The following is a 17,463-nucleotide window of genomic DNA, read 5'->3' on the forward strand; positions in this document are numbered from 1 at the left end:
CCTCATTGGCCGCGCGGCAAGGCCGCTGCAACGCTGGGGTAAGCAGAACACGACGTCAATCACAGAGGATGTTCTCATGTTGGATCGCATTATTGCGCACACGCCGCTGGGCCAGGAGCAACTGTTGTTCCGCTCACTGGACGGCATCGAAGCGCTTTCCACCCCTTTCGACTTCTCTATTGAATTGCTGAGCACCGACGCGCGGCTCGATCGCAAAGCGCTGCTCGGCCAACCGCTGACGCTGGAGATCCCGACTCAGGGCTTTCTCAGCGCCCCACGCTACCTGAACGGCAAGATCACCGCCATCGCCGTCAGCAGCGAAGAGATCGGCGGCACCCGTTACGCGGTGTATAGCCTGCACGTGCAGCCGGATCTGTGGCCGATGACCAAGGACCGCAACTTCCGCATCTTCCAGGAACAGACGGTGCCGCAGATCGTCAAGACTCTGCTGGCGGAGCACAACGTGCAGTTGGAAGATCAGCTGACCGGCGACTATCGCCTGTGGGGCTACTGCGTGCAGTACAACGAAAGCAGCTTCAACTTCATCAGCCGCCTGATGGAGCTGGAGGGCATCTATTACTATTTCAAACACGAGATGGGCAAACACACGCTGGTGCTCGGGGATGCGCCCCACCATCATCAGCCCTATCCCGGCTACGAGATGATCCCCTACCACCTGACGCCATCCGGCGGCAGCACCAGCAAGGAAGGCATCAGCCAGTGGACGTTGTCCGATCGCGTCACGCCGGGCATCTACAGCCTGGACGACTACGATTTCCGCAAGCCGAACGCCTGGCTGTTCCAGGCGCGGCAAAACCCGGTCTCGCCGACGCCGGGGCAGATTGACGTCTACGACTGGCCGGGCCGCTACACCGAGCATCAGCAGGGGGAGTTCTACGCCCGCGTGCGCCAGGAAGCCTGGCAGGCCGAGCATCAGCAGATCCGGGGCACCGCCACCGCGCTGGGCATCGCCCCCGGCAGCACCTTTACGCTGTATAACGCCCCGCACGCCGACGACAACCGCGAGTACCTGACGCTGCAGGCCAACTACCATCTGAAAGAGAACCGCTATGCCAGCGGCGACGATCAAAGCAGCGAACACCGTATCGATTTCATCGTGCTGCCGGCGGACGTGCCCTGGCACCCGCCGCAGCAGGCCACCTGGCCGAAAACCCACGGGCCGCAGACCGCCCGGGTGGTCGGCCCGGCCGGCGAATCAATTTGGACCGACAAATACGGCCGCATCAAGGTGAAATTCCACTGGGACCGCTTCGGGCCGAAGGACGACGGCAGCTCCTGCTGGGTGCGCGTCTCCAGCGCCTGGGCCGGCCAGGGCTACGGCGGCGTGCAGATCCCGCGCGTCAACGACGAAGTGGTGGTGGACTTTATCAACGGCGATCCGGATCGGCCGATCGTCACCGGGCGCGTTTATAACGAAGCCAGCATGCCGCCGTGGGCGCTGCCTGCCGCCGCCACCCAGATGGGCTTTATGAGCCGTTCCAAAAATGGTACACCTGATAATGCCAACGCTCTTAGGTTTGAGGATAAAATGGGCAAAGAGCAGGTTTGGATTCAGGCAGAACGCAATCTAGACGTTAATGTCAAGAACGATGCCAGTCGAACCATTGCAAACAATCATACTCACTATGTCGGTGCTGACGAGTTGTACCGTGTTGAAACAAATCGAGTTCAAGGAACCAAAAGTGAAGAGCATTTATTGACCGGAAAAGGAAAAAGTGACTCTGTCGTTGAGGACTATATTATTGCTTCAGGGACCCGCTTGCGCCTCGAATGTGGAGAAAGCGCTATTGAGCTTACTGCCGATGGACAAATTAATATTGTCGGTAAAAATTTTAACTTCCATGTAGAAAGTGATGGTTTTATCAACACGGGCGGTAAGCTTAACCTTAACGATGGAACGGGTGCCGCGATCGTCGCTCCTGGTTCGGGTCATAAAGAAGATATTAACAAAGCGGTAATCGAGCTGTTTCCCCCGAAAGAAAAGGGAAATTCGGCTTTGTCCCCGAGAGGGCCAAATGTGACTAAGTCAAACTCTTCTACAGCAACACCAGAAAAAACACCGTTGTTAAATTCAAACAGAGAAAAACCAGATAAAGCTACATTTGTCAAAGAGGTTCATGAAGCCGCGAAAATTGAGGAGCAAAAGACAGGTGTCCCTGCCGCCGTCACAACTGCGCAGGCGATACTAGAAACGGGCTATGGTAAGTCCGTTCCCACTGATGTCAACTCAGGAAAATATAGTCATAATCTCTTTGGCATAAAGGCGCATGGTAATCCTAATTATGTTGAGGTTTGGACACATGAAAACTTGAATGGTAAAAGAGTAAAGATCCTCGACAAGTTCGCTTCATATGACTCTTTCGAAGATAGTATTGCTGGCAGGACAGAGTTTCTGACAAAAAACAAAAGATATCATGATCTATTTAAGAGCACAGACCCTAAAGAATGGGCTCAAGGGTTGCAGGATAAAGGCTACGCTACGGATCCTGACTACGCTAAGAAACTTATTAGCATAATGAACTCACAAGGACTTCTTTAATGAAAAAATTATCAGCTCTACTTTTCCTGCTATCATTCAGCTCAATCGCCAATGTTAATTGTGATGTTCTGGACAAAAGAGCCCAAGATAATGCTGTACACTTTGAAAACTCAAATAATGGGTTTTCTGTTATCGGCAAAGGACGTTTGTATTTTCACTCTGCTCCCGACTTAAGATGTAAAGAAAGTGAGGTATTTATTATACCTAACGATAAGGTCAATGCTTACCTCGACTACCACGGTTACTATTACGTCATGTACTTCAATCGTAAAGGAGAACAAGTTGAGGGATGGGTAGATAGCAACCGACTAAAGGAAAACAATACGGGTATAGGTCCGGTAGAAAAATAAACTTACACTCTCGCTCGCCTGTTCACGTCCCTCTAAATTGAGCGGAATGACAATCACAGGCTGAATCGGCACATCCCATCGATTCAGCCTCTCTTCGCATCACCCTGCTCTCACCACTTCTTCACCGTCTGGTAAATCTCGAGGTCGAAATAGCCGTCGGCCTCGCAGTCGTTGAGATAGTGCTCATAGCTCACCCCCTCAACCGGCTGATAGCCGCTGGCCGGCAGCAGCTTCTGGTAGAACTCGCCCCAGACCCGTTCGAAATCGCCATCGCTGATGCGTACGTGGTAGACCGCATACTGCCCGGCGGGCAGCGTCTGCACGGCAACGCCCTCGCTGCCCGCCGGCAGCGCGAAATCGTCCGCCACGCTCATCACCACGTCGGCGCGCAGCTTTTCCGGCGCCACTTCCGCCGGATCGTCCCAGTACAACACCAGCCATTTGCCGAACGGCACGCCGTGGCGCTGACGCCAGGCCAGCAGTTGCTGCGAGCCCTGCGGAATCGTCTGCGGATACGGCCCCACGACTCTCACCCCCACCACCTTCTCCGCCGCCTTATCGATAATCCTCACGCTCATCGCCCTTCCCCCTCACATTGTCTCAGGCGCCGATTTCGGTACGCACGTCCAGCAGCTCGGGGAAAAAGGTCAGATCCAACGCCTTTTTCAGGAAGCTGACGCCGCTGGAACCGCCGGTGCCTGACTTAAAGCCGATGATCCGCTCCACCGTTTTCATATGGCGGAAGCGCCACAGATGGAAACTCTCTTCGATGTCCACCAGCTTCTCCGCCATTTCATACGCTTCCCAGTAGGTCTGCGGGTTGTCGTAGATCACTTTGAACGCCGGCAACAGATCCGGGTTGCGCTGGTAGGGCTGCGTCCAGTCGCGCTTGAGGCATTCCTGCGGGATCGGCAAACCGTGGCGCGCCAGGTACAGCAAGTATTCGTCGTACAGGCTCGGCGCTTCGAGGATCGCCTTCAGCGCGGCGTGTTTTTCCGCGTCGTTGCTGAACACCGCCAACATGGCGGCGTTCTTGTTGCCGAGCAGAAACTCGATCGACCGGTACTGGTGCGACTGGAAGCCCGACGAGCTGCCCAGCACATCGCGAAACTCGACGTATTCCGACGGCGTCAGCGTTTCCAGCACCGCCCACTGTTCGAACAGCAGCCGCTGGATCTGTTTGACGCGCGCAAGGATTTTGAAGCAGTGGCTGAGTTTGTCCTGCTGCACCAACCGCACCGCTGCCCGCAGCTCGTGCAGCATCAGCTTCATCCACAGTTCGGAGGTTTGGTGCTGTATCACGAACAGCATTTCGTCATGATGCGGCGGGTTGGAGAGCGGGTGCTGGCAGTTCAGCAGCGAGTCCAGGCACAGGTAGTCGCCGTAGCTCATGCGTTTGGAAAAATCGGTGACAATCGCGCTTTCTAATTCCCGTTTGTTCATCTGTGATCTCCGTTGCGCCCAGCGCCCCATCGGCCTGGAACGTGCCGCAAAGAGAAAACAATAGTACAGAACCCGCCGCCCCGAAGGGCGATAAACGAGAGGTGCTTCGCAGATCTCACTCATCTGCGTCAACACATTGCCGTCTCCCCACTGCTGTTTAGTAAACACCCGGCCCTGCGCCTGACGATTCTCACAAATGCGCGATCCCAAGCGCTCTGCGCCCCGGTTGCGGCTTGCCTGCGGCCGGCTTCCCTTATAGATTGCAGGCTAACGGCAGGCAGCAAGGGATCGGCAAATGGCAAATATTCGTGATGTCGCGCGGTTGGCCGGCGTCTCCATCAGCAGCGTGTCGAACCTGCTGAATAACCGCAGCCACCAGATGAGCGCGCAGACCCGTGAACGCATCGAACAGGCGATGGCGACCCTGGGGTATCGGCCGGCCCGGGCGGCGGCGCTGCCCGCACCGCAGGCCAAGATCATCGGCCTGCTGCTGCCGTCGATCGTCAACCCGAGCTTTTCAGCGCTGGCGCATGCGGTCGACGGCGCGGCGCGGGCTCACCGCTACCGCGTCTTGCTCGGCAACGCCTACCGCCAGGAACAGGAAGAGGCCGCGTTTATCGACGATATGTTCCTGCATGGCGTGCGCGGCATCATCGTGGCGGCGAGCGACATTCGCCAGACCCATTTTGTCCGGGCCGCCGAGCGGGGCATGAAGATCGTCAGCTACGACAATCCGTTTCCCGAGCGGGCGGCCATCGATACCCCGCTGTTCGACAGCGTCTCGATGGACAATGTCGCCGCCGGGCGCCTGGCCGCTCAGCACCTGCTCGAACGCGGCTGCCGACACATCGTGTTCGCCACCGAAGCGACGCTGACCGTCGGGCGCAGCCACAAAATCGACGGTTTTCTGAGTGCGCTGGGGCACAGCCTGAGCGAACGCCAACGGGTGATCGAAGGCAAAGCCAACAGCGCCTACGGCGACACGGAAATGTTTGAATTGGGGCTGACGCTGGCGCCGCGCGTGCTCGCGCTGACGCCGCGCCCGGACGGCATCGTGGCGATTAACGATGCGCTGGGTATCGGGCTGATGGTGGGATTGCGCGCCGCCGGCGTCCAGGTGCCCGCAGACATCTCGGTGATCGGCATCGATAATATCGCGCTGGCCGGCCTGGCCGAACCGGCGCTGACGTCCGTCAGGCCGCCGCTGGCGGAGATGGCACAGCTGATGGTCGAGCGCCTGATCGGCCGCATCAACAATGATGCACAACCGCCCGGCGAGTTTCTCTTCCCGCCGACGGTCATCAGCCGGCGCTCGGTCAAAGCCGCCGGCTAACTGAAATAACAGCGTCTTCCCCAGGCGATGCGCAGCGGCATCGTCCGGATCGGTGTCAGCCAAAAACAAAGGAAAAGGCCGTCGCGCTTAAGGGATGCCCACGCCTCAATGAATCAGCATCGTGCCGTTATTTAACGTTCAGCTCAGGGTTATGGGCCGGGCCTCTATTATTCCGATTAACCACATTGGAAATATCAAAATGAAAATAAGCAAGCCGCAGGATATTGAACGCAGCGCTATCAGGAAATTGACGCTGCATATTGTCCCTCTCATGATTTTATTGTATTTCCTGGCGTTTCTCGATCGCAATAACATGGCCTACGCCGCCAAAGCGCTGGAAGATAACCTGGGCCTGACTGCCTCGGCCTTCGGCTTCGCCTCCGGGATTTTCTTTATCGGGTATTTTCTGTTTGAAATACCCAGCAACGCCGGCACCATTAAATTCGGCCCGCGCATCTGGTTCGCCAGAATATTAATTTCCTGGGGCATCTTCGCGACCCTGCTCGGCTTTGTGCGCACGCCGCTGGAGCTGTATATCTGCCGTTTTATGCTGGGCGTGTGCGAAGCCGGATTCTTTCCCTCGGTGGTGTATTACTTCACGGTGTTCTTCCCGGAAAAATACCGCACCAAAATTCTCGGTATGTTCATCATCGTCCAGCCGCTGTCCAACGCCGTCGGCTCGCCGATTTCCGGCTTTATTCTCAATATTCAGCATGATTGGTTCGGGTTCGCTCCCTGGCAACTGCTGTTTATCCTCGAAGGGCTGCCGCCGATCGTCATCGGCCTGCTGATCCCGTTCCTGATCAAGAACTCGCCCAAGGACGTCGGCTATCTGAACGTGGAGGAAAAGGCCTGGCTGATGAGCAACGCCGGCCGCTCCAAATCCGGCTCTAAAATCACGCTGGGCGACTTCCTGAAAGGGATTAAAAACAAGAAATACCTGCTCTACGCGCTGCTCAACTTCGGCATGGTGTGCGGCATTTATGGCTTCGGCACCTGGCTGCCGTCGATCATTACCGCCCTTTCCGGCAGCGATATCTTCCGCGTTAGCCTGCTGGCGCTCATTCCCTACGGCCTGGCCGCGCTGCTGGTGTACCCGTGGAGCCTGTGGGCCAGCAAAACCAAAAAGCTTGGCGTGTTCGCCGGCCTCAGCATGGTGGTCGCCGCTATCGGCCTGATGGGGGCGGTAACGTTTTTTAAATACGATCCGCTCGTCGCGCTGTCGTTCCTGTGCATCGCCGCCATCGGCATCTACACCGCCGTACCGCCGTTTTTATCCATGCCCGCCAACATTTCCACCGGTGCGGCCGCGGCCGCCGGGCTGGCGGTGGTCAGCTGCATCGGCAATATCGGCGGCTTCGTCGCGCCTTATGCGGTGGGCGTGTTGAACGATCTGACCGGCAGCAGCGCGCCTGGGCTGTTTTTCCTGGCCTCGTGCCTGCTGGCCACCGGGTTGATCTGCATTTTCTACTGCGCGAAACAGCGTGAAGGCGTCATCAATGCTTAACGAACCAATGAACCAATAAGGAGTCAATTATGGGCGATCTTGCGGGCAAAAAGGTCTTTATCACCGGGGCGGAACAGGGCATCGGCCACGCCACCGCAGAGCGGCTGCTCAAGGCCGGTTGCGACATCTATTTTCACTATCACAGCGACGAAAGCGGCCCCAAAGCGCTGGTGGCGCTGGCCCATTCATTGGGGCAAAAGGCCGCTTACGGCTACGCCGATCTCATCGATACCGACGAAACGCTGCGCTGCGTCTCGGCCGGCGCCGAGTTTCTCGGCGGCATCGACATTCTGGTCAATAACGTCGGCGGCATCGTCGGGCGCAAATGGCTGGGCGAGATCGACCGCGCCTTCTGGCAAACCGTGATCGACGTGAACATGACCACCATGCTGAACGTGACCCAGAGCGCACTGCCGTTCCTGAAGGCGGCAAACGGCGCCAGCATCGTCAACCTGGCCTCGCAGGCCGGCCGCGCCGGCGGGCACTCCGGCTCGCTGGTCTATTCCGCCACCAAGGGTGCGGTGCTCACCTGGACGCGCTCGCTGGCAGCGGAGCTGGGTGAATACGGCATCCGGGTGAACGCGGTGGCGCCCGGCCTGATCCTCGGCACCCGTTTCCATAATCGCCACACCACCCAAGAATCGGCGGAGGAAACCGTTCGCGCCATTCCGCTGGGCCGCGCAGGTACGCCGGACGACGTGGCGCGCGCCATCGCCTTCCTGGCGGCGGAATACGACGGCTTCATTTCGGGTGCCACCCTCGACATCAACGGCGGCATCTACCGCATGTAGTTCAGCCGCGGGCGGCACGGCTGCCGCCCTTTCATTCAGGAATCGCTTTATGATCAAATCCGCCATCACCCACCCGCCGCTGCTCGCCGCGCTGGCGCAATGCGGGCATAAAACTCAGGTGCTGATCGCCGACGGCAACTACGCCTGCGTGACCCATGCGCCGAAAGACGCCACCGTGGTCTATCTGAACCTGGCGCCCGGCACGCTCGCCGCCCCGCCGATCCTGGAAAAACTGCTGGCCTGCATCAACGTGGAAAGCGCGGCGCTGATGGCCTGCCCGCCGGACTTCACCAACACCATCGAAGCCGAATACCGACAGCTGCTGCCGGCGCATTGCCCGGTAGAACACCTGCCGCGCGAGGCGTTTTACGCCGCGGTCAAATCGGATCGGACGCTGCTGGTGATCGCCTCCGGCGAACAGCGCCGCTTCGCCAACCTGCTGCTGACGGTGGCGCCGGTGGTGTGATGACGCCATTGCGTTAATGGCGGTTGTGCCCCAACCGCCATACCTGCGCTTTACGCCAGCTGCTGATTCACGATATCCGCCACTTCTTTCGGCTGATGATTGATGAAGAAATGATCCGACGAAACGGTGTGCAGACCGATATGCGCGCTTGTATAGCGCGCCCAAGCCGCCATGTCCGTCTTGGAAACAGTGCTGTCGCAGCTGCCGTGAATCAACACCAAAGGATAATTGATCGTCTTCTCCTTCAACGCCCGTTTCATATGAAAATTAATCGACAGCTCGTTGCGTATAATAGGAAAAAATAAGCTTCTGAAATCAACGTCATCCAAAATATCAGGTTGAGTTCCGCCATAACGACGCAATACTTCGGCCATTTCATCATCATCTGAATGCATCGGATCATGCTTAAAATCCGTAATGTGCGGCGGTGCTTCTGCGGCGATAAAAATTCGCGCCGGCGGTTTATCCTGAGCGATAAAACGACTCGCCAATTCAAAGGCGAATAATCCGCCATTGCTGTGACCAAGAAATGAGTACTGTTTTCCCGACATCAGGCTCGTGGCTTCTCGTTCAACCTCATCCAGAATTTTGCAGACATCATTGCACAACGCCTCTGAAAAGCGGCGTCCATTGCCGGGCAGTTGCATGGCGTACACGGACGTATTGCTATTGACGTAGTGAGAGAATGGCACGAATACCTCGGCATTTCCGGCGGCATAAGGGAAACAAAATAAAATATGCTCATCATCCCCACCGGTACCCCTTTTTATTTGCTCAAACCACATACGGCTTCCTCTGCTTTGCAAGAATATGACGCTATCCGCCACCGCGGAGAACGGGAGCGGCGTAATCAAAATCAATACCGTAGCGGGATCAGCGGAATAGTTTATCCCGCTGATTTCCTCTCAGGTATAGCGAACACACTGCGGCATCAAGCCAGCGTCCAATGCCCTAACCACGAAGTCATTTTTTCCGCCATCATTGCCGCGCCTTCTCCCGCGTTCATCGTCAGGTGGTTCCCCGGAATTACCTGCACCTCGAAGCGGCCCAACACCCAGGGATGCCAGAACTTGCTTTGATTTTCAGGAAAATCTGCAATCACCTCACGGTGAGAGAAAAACAGCACATCACTCATCAACGCATGCGGGTGGTAACGCTGCATCATCACGTTATGCCGTTGCCAGGTGCTCAAGTAACGAGGTAAGAACGCCGAGGAAAAGAGCGTTTCGGCCGCGGTTCCTTTGGTGATCTCAGATAAATAATGGATTTTATCCGCCATTTGGGTCATCGCCTTCCAGGCATCCCAATCAATATCCAGCGACACCAGGCCAAATGAAAGCAGGTAGTCCAAAATCTGTTCATCCGTCATGGCCGCAGGCAGATTTCCCTGTCCTGGAGAATCAATCATCACTACCGGCAGAGACACATGTTTTCCCTCTTGGTACTGCCGCGCCATTTCAAACGCGATAATACCGCCGAACGAAGAACCGGCCAGGCAACATTCGCCTCGCTCAAGATGCGGCTCCAGCAAAGCCAGATACTCCCCCGCCAATTGTTCGATGCTCTCGAAGACGCCCGAGCCATTGAGCAGAGGCGAACGTATGGCATAAATCGTTCTGCTGCTCCCCAAGCATTGAGCCAACTCCCGGTAGAAATAGATGTCACCGCCGATGGGGTGGATCAACACAAGTGGTATCATCCCCTCATCCTCACCGTCGCGCAGCCTCACCAAACCGCTTTCGCCCTGAGGCTTCGCTGTCGCATGAGCCTCCAGCGATTGCGCTATTTGCACGACGCTCGGCTGTTCCATGGCCATAAGCTCAAGACGTATACCGGTCATTTTTTGCAGGCGGCCAATCAGTTGCAATGCGCTCAGCGAGTCGCCGCCCAGTTCGAAGAACCCGCGTTGTGGATCGACCGACTCACACCCCAGAACCTCGTTGAACAACATTGCTACCCGTTGTTGCATATCCCCTTGGTGCACGGCTGCCTCCGCCGGAACCGGGGCCGGCCGCGAATGAGCGGGTGAATTCATCACACCGAACCAATGCCGCTGAGGCGCGAAAGGATATGCCGGTAGACGCAAAGACGCTTGCCCCGTGCACCGCCAGAAACGCTCCTGGTTGATTTCCACACCTGACATATGCAGCACGCCTACGGAACGCCACAGCATCTGCGCAGCCTGCCGCTCATCCGTAGCGTTGCGCGGTGAAGAAACGACAACGGCCGCATTCCCCAATGCCGGATGGCGCGACGCCAGCGTACTCAGAATTTGACGCGGCCCTACTTCCAGCAATACCCAGTTGTCATCGGCACGGCGTTCAAGCAAGGTGCGCAGGCCGGCGTCATATTGCACCGTATGCCGCAGGTGCTGCACCCAATATTCGGGCTGACAAACCTGTTCCGCCGTTGCCCACTGGCCGGTCAAATTGGAGATAAACGGTAACTGCGGCTCGTTGAAGGCAATTTCTTGCAGCGCGGTCTTAAACTCTGCCAACACAGGCTCCAATAAACGCGAATGGAACGCGTGTGAAACCTTAACCGGATGGCAAGATACCCCTTGGGCGATCAAGCTCGCCTGCAAAGAGGCGATTGCCGACGCCGCGCCGGAAATGACACAGCTTCCCGAGTCATTAACGACGGCGATATCGACGCCCAACGCGGCAGCCTGTTCGCTTATGCCCTCCGCCGACTGTTTGATAGCCAGCATCGCCCCCGGTGCGGTGTGCGCCAATAGCGCACCGCGTTTGAGCATCAACTTGAGCGCATCCTCCAGTGAAAATACGCCGGCGATACATGCGGCAACATATTCGCCCAGGCTATGACCAATCATCACCGTCGGCTCAACACCGAGGAAGCGATACCACTGCGCCAACGCATATTCATACACAAACAGCGCCACTTGAGTGACTGCGGTGTGGTGTACGCTCTCCCCGTTCGCCAATACGTCTTCCCGCGTTATTTCACCGCCCATCATCGGCTCGAGCAATGCGAGGCAACGATCGACCTCCGCTCGGAATTGCGGTTCGGCTTCATATAACGCCTGTGTCATGCCGACGAATTGTGCGCCCTGGCCCGGGAACATAAAGGCCACCTGCGCCTCGAACGCAGGTCGGGCCATCGTTTCACCCTTCTCGCGCAACTGCGCGACGACCGCTTCCCGTGAATCTCCGGATACCCAGCGTTGACATGCATAGCGGTGTCGCCGCGCCATCAGGGCATAGCCAACCGCCTCGATCGAATGCTCAGGATGCATTGCCAAATGATCGGCCAAAGCCTCACTCATCCGTTCGAGAGCTGCGTCATCCGCCGCAGAAACGCACAGCATATTGCGCTGAGCGGACCGAGGCGCGGTTGTCGGCGTGTTCGGCGCCTGCTGAAGGATAACGTGCGCGTTGGTGCCGCCAATGCCGAAAGCGCTGACGCCGGCGGTGCGGAGCCCTGAGGCGCTTTCCCAGTCGCGGGTTTCAACATTCACATAAAACGGCCCCTCAGCCAGTTTTAATGCCGGATTCTCACGCTGCATATGTAGCGTGGGAACTAACGTGCGATGCTGCAGGCACAACGCCGTTTTAATCAAGCCGGCGATGCCTGCCGCGACATCCAAATGCCCCAGGTTACTTTTCACCGAGCCTATTGCGCAGGCGTGTTCCGCCTGTTGTCCGGCGAAGGCCGCTTTCAACCCGGCAATTTCAATAGGGTCGCCCAATGGCGTGCCGGTGCCGTGCGCTTCGACATAGGAAATGTCCGCCGGCGTGACATCGGCATCGGCCAATGCCTTGGCAATCACCGCCTGTTGACGGCTCTCGCTTGGCGCAGTGAATCCCATTTTATCCCGCCCGTCATTATTTACGGCCGACCCTTTCACAACGGCATACACAGCATCACCGTCCGCCAGCGCTTGCGCCAAAGGTTTCAGCACGACAATACCTACCCCTTGTCCTTCAATGGTTCCCGACGCTTGCGCATCAAACGGACGGCAGTGACCATCAGGTGAGAAGATCATCCCTGGCTGGTACAGGTAACCACCGCGCGCTAATTGGCCAATGGAGATGCCGCCTGCCAATGCGACCTGACAGTCACCCACCTGCAAGGCACGACAAGCCTGATGAACAGCGACCAGCGAGGATGAACAAGCCGTTTGGATCGTCATCGCCGGCCCGGTCAAATTCAACTTGTACGCCGTTTTTGTCGCCAGGAAGTGGGATTGGTTATGAATCATCAACTGGTAATGATCGATCAAATCAGCCTGCGGCATGTTCGGTAGAACAACGTCTCTTTCGTAGTTGCTGTTGCCGATGGCCGCATAGACGCCGATATCACCGGCAAAGCGCTGCGGATCGCAGTTCGCATCTTCCAAAGCATGCCAGGCGCATTCCAGGAAAATTCGCTGCTGCGGATCCATCAAACGCGCTTCCTGAGCCGTACAGCCGAAGAAATCGGCGTCAAAGCGATCGATATCGTCGAGTATCCCCTGGGCGCGAACATAATGCGGATGATCCAGCAGTTCGGGGTCAACCGATGCCGCCAGCGCCTCGCGCGAGTAATGCGTAATAAACGCCTCGCCATCGCATAACCGTTGCCAGAATGCCGCCAGCGTTTGCGCGCCAGGGAAGCGGCCCGCCATCCCCACAATGGCGATATCGTCCCGGGCATTGATCGGTCCAGTCGTCGGCGCCGGCGCCGCTTCATGTTGGCGACCTTCGATATGCGCGGCAATGCGGGCAATGGTCGGCAGACGGAAGAGATCTATCAGACCGATTTTTTGCTGAACCTGGTCGGGTAACATGCCATAGAGCCGGGTCAACATGATGGAGTTCCCACCCAGTTCAAAGAACGAGGTATTGACGCCCACCGCCTCGCAACCGAGCAATTCTTGCCAGATAACCTGCAACTGCTTCACCAGCGGCGTAGCGATTTCGCTTTGCGCCGCTGGTGATGCTTCACCGGCGTCAACCGACGGCAACGCACGAACATCCAGCTTGCCGTTAGCGTTCAGCGGCAAGGCAGACAACGCAATCCAATAGGCAGGCACCATGTAGCCCGGCAGGTGTCGACCGACGTGTTCATTCAACAGCCCGGCGTCAATTTCGCCCTGCGCCACATAATAGGCAACCAACGCCTGACCGACGTTCCCATCTCCCGCCAGTTGGCATATTTGCACGGTGACCTGCAAGATCGACTCGTGCTGCAATATAACCTGCTCAATCTCGCCCTTCTCAATACGATGGCCGTGCAACTTGACTTGCTGATCCTGCCGCCCAAGGAATGCTATTTCACGATTTGGCAAAATGCGCGCGCGATCGCCGCTGCGATACCATATCCCCTCAGCGAACGACAGTGAGACAAAGCGTGAGGCGGTCAGCTCAGGCTGGTTGTGATAACCCTCGGCCACGCCGCTGCCCCCGATATAGAGCTCGCCGATGGCCCCGACGGGCAAAGGTCTGCCGGCCGGATCCAACACCAGACAACGTTCTCCCGGCAGAGGGCGGCCTATCGTTAAAACGCGATCCGTCGCAGCACGCCGATAATGTTTACCGGTTGACCAAATGCAGGTTTCCGTCGGACCGTAGACATTGACAAGCGCCGTGAAAACAGCCAGGGCCTTCTGCGCCAAATGCGGCTCAAGTTTTTCACCGCCGACCAGAAGTAAACATTCCTTGTCCCCCTGCAATACCGGCAGGACAATTTCCAGCATGCTGGGCGTTGACTGGATGAAATCGAACTTACGGCAATCCAGCGCAGTGACATGGTGAGTTCCCAAGGTAACGCAGCCACCGCTCAATAACGGCAAACCGTATTCAAGACCGAAAATGTCGAAAACGGGGTTGGTCATGCTGTACGTTTTCAGCGCTTCCCTGCCCTGGAAGTACTGCTGCCAGAAACCTCGCAATGTGGCGAGCAGCGCCCCATGCCCCACGCTAACCCCTTTGGGTTTACCCGTCGTGCCGGACGTGTAAAGTATGTAGGCGGTCTTCTCCGCCGCAGGTGTGAACATCGGCATCGTGGCCTGTTTGCGCCACAGCGCTTCTCCCGCGGTGCCGAACAAGGGAATAGACGGAATACCGTACTCGGCCCCTTCATCCCCAGACATCGTCAATACGGCAATAGCCTGGCTGTCACGCAGAATGAAATCGATACGCTCCTGCGGATAGTCTTTGTCCAGCGGCACATAAGCTGCGCCCAGTCGCCCTATCGCCAACAAGGCCATGACCGTCAAGACTTTGCTGTGCAGCCGCAAGGCAATAGGCGCGTGCGGCGTCTTCTCAAGGCTGCCGGCGATGAGATTGGCGAGTTGCGTCACTTCTGCGTCAAGCTGGGCGTAGTTCCAGCTGCGCTCGCCGTCACTCAGCGCCGGAGCGTCTGACCGGCTGCATGCGTAGTGCGCCAACACCTGCGATAAGGTGGCGGCATTCCCCGGCGCAGGAAGCAACAAGGGTTGCTCCGGCTCACAATAAACCGGAGCTATCGCCACCGTCTCCGTACTCGCGTCTTTCGCCATGTGGCCGACGATGTCCTTTAACAGTGCCATCGCTTGCCGCATCATCGCCGCATCAAAGTACTCCGCCGCATATTCCAGCTTAATCAGCAGAACGTCCGGCGCCTCCTCCACGCTGACGACCAATGGATAATCCCTCTGCTCATTGCGACCGACGAATTGATGACGCAGTTCGCGGTGGCGGTCTTCATCAGGCTGCGGGTAATTTTCATAAATGAACAACGAGTCAAACAGGCGTTGGCCCGCAGGCTGCAGATGAGCCAGATCGACCAGGCATCGGGTATTGGCTTCATTAATATCTTGCTGCAACCGATGTGCCTGCTGAATCAGAGGCACATCGCTTTGATGCTCCACCTTCAACGGCAGCGTATTGAGGAACATGCCCAGCGTGTTTTCAATACCATTCAACGGCAGCATCCTTCCCGCCACCACGGTGCCCACTACGGTCACGGCAGCACCGGAGTAGAGTGCGAGCACCTTGTGCCAGGCGTATTGCAGCAAGGCGTTCAGGGTCATGCCTTGGCGCTGGGCAGCGTCGAGCGCGCACCGGCGCTCTTCGGCGCTCAGTTCACAGCGGCAAATCCCCGCAGCGGAGACGCTCTTAATGGCTGCTAGCGCCGATGACTCCGCATCCGGACGGCGCCATCCGCTCAGATCCGGCGAGGTGTCGACCGAGCTCAGGTAATCGCGCCAGAAATCCGTGTCCCTATCGCGATACCGTTGAATGTAGCGCTGCACTGAAGCAAAGAGATCCGGTCTGTCCGCCGGCTCACGTCCGTGAGAAAAAGCCAGGTAAGCGTCATGCAGCGCCCCCACCAGCAGCGGACTGCTCCAACCATCGAGGATCGCGTGATGTACACAGAACAGGCAAGCGAAGTGATCATCCGCCAGTTTGACCAGGCAAACACGGTACAGTCCGCTTTGTTGGAGATCGAAGCTGACCTGCTGCTCACTTTCCTGCAGCCTGTGCAAGGCGTGTTCCCGCTCTTCAGGCGACAGATGGCTGATGTCATGGACGCGCCAAGGGAAGCGCCCTTCATGATCCACGACCTGCACGATTTCACCGCGCCAATCGAACCGCAACCGCAGGCAGGAGAACTGTTGTTGCACCCATTGCCACGCCCGCTTGAACGTCTCGGGCTCGATCGCACAGTGATAATCCCAGCGTGTAGCCACGCGATACACCCGATCGGCGTCGCCAAAAGCCAGCGAATGGTGCAACATCCCTTGCTGCAGACTATTGGCCATGAAGACCGCATCAACCGCCTGCGCATGTTGCAGCCGATCCAGATGGGATTGCGGGAGGGCGAAATCGACATCCGATTCGGTTAACCAACGCCAGGATGGCCAATTCATCGATACCAGGCCATCTTCCAACTCTCGAATAAGCCGCTGCGTCAACCAGGCCGCGTCATGCTCCCGCAGCCGGCTTTCGACCCGCAATTCAAGACGATCGCCAACGTTCAACACGACGATATCGATCAGATGCGTCCCTTCCTGGGAGGCATGGCGATGCAGCCCCACAAAGTGGTGATCCAGCGCCCAGTCACCCGCCGCCTCCATCTTGCCCAGGTAGTTGATGCTGATGCCGTCCTCTCTCACCACGGGCAAACCACACAGGACACCGAAGTTTTCCGCCCGCTGCGACCAACGTCTCAGATTATTTTTCACCGCGAGCAAATGTTCCCTGGCATCGCGTTGATAGCTAAAACGCACGGGATAACGACTGGTGAACCAGCCCATCGTCCTGGAGATATCCAGCGTTCGCTCATCCGTTTGCCGACCGTGCCCCTCAAACCATAGGCTAAAGGCGGTTTGTCCGGTCAAATCATGCAAAACGCGGCCAACCGCCCAGGCCACCATGTCCTGCGGCTGCATGCCGAACATGGCGAGGTGCTGCATCAAGCGACAGGATGGCCCTTCTCCCCACGCAAAGGCATGACGCGTCGTCGTGGTTCCGCCCAGCGCTTGCAACGCATGAACTTCGCTGCCCGGCAATTGCCCCAGCCACTCTTCACGTTCATGAGAGGTAATTTGCGCACGTTGCCGCAGATGGTTCACCCATTGGCGATAGCTGCTGGCCTTCTCCGGCAGCGTTTCCTCTTGGCTCAGGCGTCGTAAATCGTCGACGATCACCTGCAGACTGACCGCATCGACAATCAGGTGATGGCAAGCGACGAACACCCTGGCCTTGCCGTCCGCGTACCCTTCAAGAACGGCAAACGCGGCCAAAGGCCCGCTCTGCAGATCGAACGCCTGCTGCCAGTCGGCAAAACGCTGCAACAGCGCGGCGTCAAAATCCGGGTGGTCTTCCGGCAGCGACAATGCGCGAATGTCCAAAGCGTGGCAGGGCGGCAGCGCAGCCTGCGGCTGGTAACATTGACGCCATTCTCCTTGGGTATCTTTTTCGAAGCGCAGATTGAACGCGTCGTGCTGCGCCACGAGGCGCGGCAACAGGCATTGCAGGCGGGCCATTGTCATGCCAGGCGCCACCAACAGCCCGTACTGGTTCCA

10 protein-coding genes are annotated in these 17,463 nt (G+C 57.6%); 6 read left to right on the forward strand and 4 right to left on the reverse strand.

Translation table 11 applies throughout. The features are described from left to right. The first annotated feature begins 76 nt into the window (after positions 1 to 76). Both tssI and C3F38_RS17965 read left to right on the forward strand, forming a co-directional pair. Positions 77 to 2,560 (forward strand): type VI secretion system tip protein TssI/VgrG, encoded by a 2,484-nt coding sequence (tssI, locus tag C3F38_RS17960; protein WP_038876741.1) that lies wholly within the window; start codon positions 77 to 79, stop codon positions 2,558 to 2,560. Continuing rightward, a complete protein-coding gene (locus C3F38_RS17965; protein WP_071605365.1) occupies positions 2,560 to 2,910 on the forward strand; it encodes a hypothetical protein in 351 nt (116 codons plus the stop codon). Before tssI ends, C3F38_RS17965 begins: the two co-directional genes overlap by 1 nt. A 110-nt stretch (positions 2,911 to 3,020) precedes the next feature. Here the strand turns inward: C3F38_RS17965 and sbmC are convergent, their stop codons facing one another. After that, positions 3,021 to 3,488, reverse strand: coding sequence for a DNA gyrase inhibitor SbmC (gene sbmC, locus C3F38_RS17970; protein WP_055312246.1), 468 nt, complete (start codon positions 3,486 to 3,488; stop codon positions 3,021 to 3,023). Between the two features lie 22 nt (positions 3,489 to 3,510). Further along, on the reverse strand, positions 3,511 to 4,353 hold the full coding sequence (gene kynA, locus C3F38_RS17975) for a tryptophan 2,3-dioxygenase (protein WP_055316367.1): 843 nt from the start codon (positions 4,351 to 4,353) through the stop codon (positions 3,511 to 3,513). Between the two features lie 295 nt (positions 4,354 to 4,648). On the opposite strand from kynA, the gene C3F38_RS17980 reads away from it, so the two are divergent. The 4 genes from C3F38_RS17980 to C3F38_RS17995 all read left to right on the forward strand — a co-directional run bounded on the left by C3F38_RS17980 (position 4,649) and on the right by C3F38_RS17995 (position 8,450). Beyond that, a complete protein-coding gene (locus C3F38_RS17980) occupies positions 4,649 to 5,686 on the forward strand; it encodes a LacI family DNA-binding transcriptional regulator (RefSeq protein ID WP_055316370.1) in 1,038 nt (345 codons plus the stop codon). Positions 5,687 to 5,957: 271 nt separating this feature from the next. Beyond that, the gene (locus C3F38_RS17985) at positions 5,958 to 7,193 is read left to right on the forward strand and encodes an MFS transporter (RefSeq protein WP_170310536.1); all 1,236 of its coding nucleotides are present in this window, start codon (positions 5,958 to 5,960) and stop codon (positions 7,191 to 7,193) included. Positions 7,194 to 7,222: 29 nt separating this feature from the next. Further along, positions 7,223 to 7,984, forward strand: a complete 762-nt coding sequence (locus C3F38_RS17990; protein ID WP_055316373.1) for an SDR family NAD(P)-dependent oxidoreductase — start codon at positions 7,223 to 7,225, stop codon at positions 7,982 to 7,984. 49 nt (positions 7,985 to 8,033) lie between these two features. Continuing rightward, on the forward strand, positions 8,034 to 8,450 hold the full coding sequence (locus C3F38_RS17995) for an RbsD/FucU domain-containing protein (RefSeq protein WP_019453017.1): 417 nt from the start codon (positions 8,034 to 8,036) through the stop codon (positions 8,448 to 8,450). Positions 8,451 to 8,500: 50 nt separating this feature from the next. Here C3F38_RS17995 and C3F38_RS18000 read toward each other — a convergent pair whose 3' ends face one another. Then, the gene (locus C3F38_RS18000) at positions 8,501 to 9,235 is read right to left on the reverse strand and encodes a thioesterase II family protein (RefSeq protein ID WP_038876729.1); all 735 of its coding nucleotides are present in this window, start codon (positions 9,233 to 9,235) and stop codon (positions 8,501 to 8,503) included. A gap of 146 nt (positions 9,236 to 9,381) precedes the next feature. Continuing rightward, positions 9,382 to 17,430 (reverse strand): hybrid non-ribosomal peptide synthetase/type I polyketide synthase, encoded by an 8,049-nt coding sequence (locus C3F38_RS18005; RefSeq protein WP_104456923.1) that lies wholly within the window; start codon positions 17,428 to 17,430, stop codon positions 9,382 to 9,384. Between the last annotated feature and the right edge of the window lie 33 nt (positions 17,431 to 17,463).

The organism is Serratia sp. SSNIH1 (genome assembly GCF_002935055.1).
GTDB lineage: Bacteria > Pseudomonadota > Gammaproteobacteria > Enterobacterales > Enterobacteriaceae > Serratia > Serratia nevei.

What these genes read in the sequence shown, in the direction of transcription:
- C3F38_RS17995 (WP_019453017.1), top strand. Translation starts at nt 8,034, where the DNA reads ATGATCAAATCCGCCATCACCCACCCGCCGCTGCTCGCCGCGCTGGCG.
- sbmC (WP_055312246.1), bottom strand. Translation starts at nt 3,488, where the DNA reads ATGAGCGTGAGGATTATCGATAAGGCGGCGGAGAAGGTGGTGGGGGTG.
- C3F38_RS17990 (WP_055316373.1), top strand. Translation starts at nt 7,223, where the DNA reads ATGGGCGATCTTGCGGGCAAAAAGGTCTTTATCACCGGGGCGGAACAG.
- C3F38_RS17985 (WP_170310536.1), top strand. Translation starts at nt 5,958, where the DNA reads ATGATTTTATTGTATTTCCTGGCGTTTCTCGATCGCAATAACATGGCC.
- kynA (WP_055316367.1), bottom strand. Translation starts at nt 4,353, where the DNA reads ATGAACAAACGGGAATTAGAAAGCGCGATTGTCACCGATTTTTCCAAA.
- C3F38_RS17980 (WP_055316370.1), top strand. Translation starts at nt 4,649, where the DNA reads ATGGCAAATATTCGTGATGTCGCGCGGTTGGCCGGCGTCTCCATCAGC.
- C3F38_RS17965 (WP_071605365.1), top strand. Translation starts at nt 2,560, where the DNA reads ATGAAAAAATTATCAGCTCTACTTTTCCTGCTATCATTCAGCTCAATC.
- C3F38_RS18005 (WP_104456923.1), bottom strand. Translation starts at nt 17,430, where the DNA reads ATGACAATGGCCCGCCTGCAATGCCTGTTGCCGCGCCTCGTGGCGCAG.
- tssI (WP_038876741.1), top strand. Translation starts at nt 77, where the DNA reads ATGTTGGATCGCATTATTGCGCACACGCCGCTGGGCCAGGAGCAACTG.
- C3F38_RS18000 (WP_038876729.1), bottom strand. Translation starts at nt 9,235, where the DNA reads ATGTGGTTTGAGCAAATAAAAAGGGGTACCGGTGGGGATGATGAGCAT.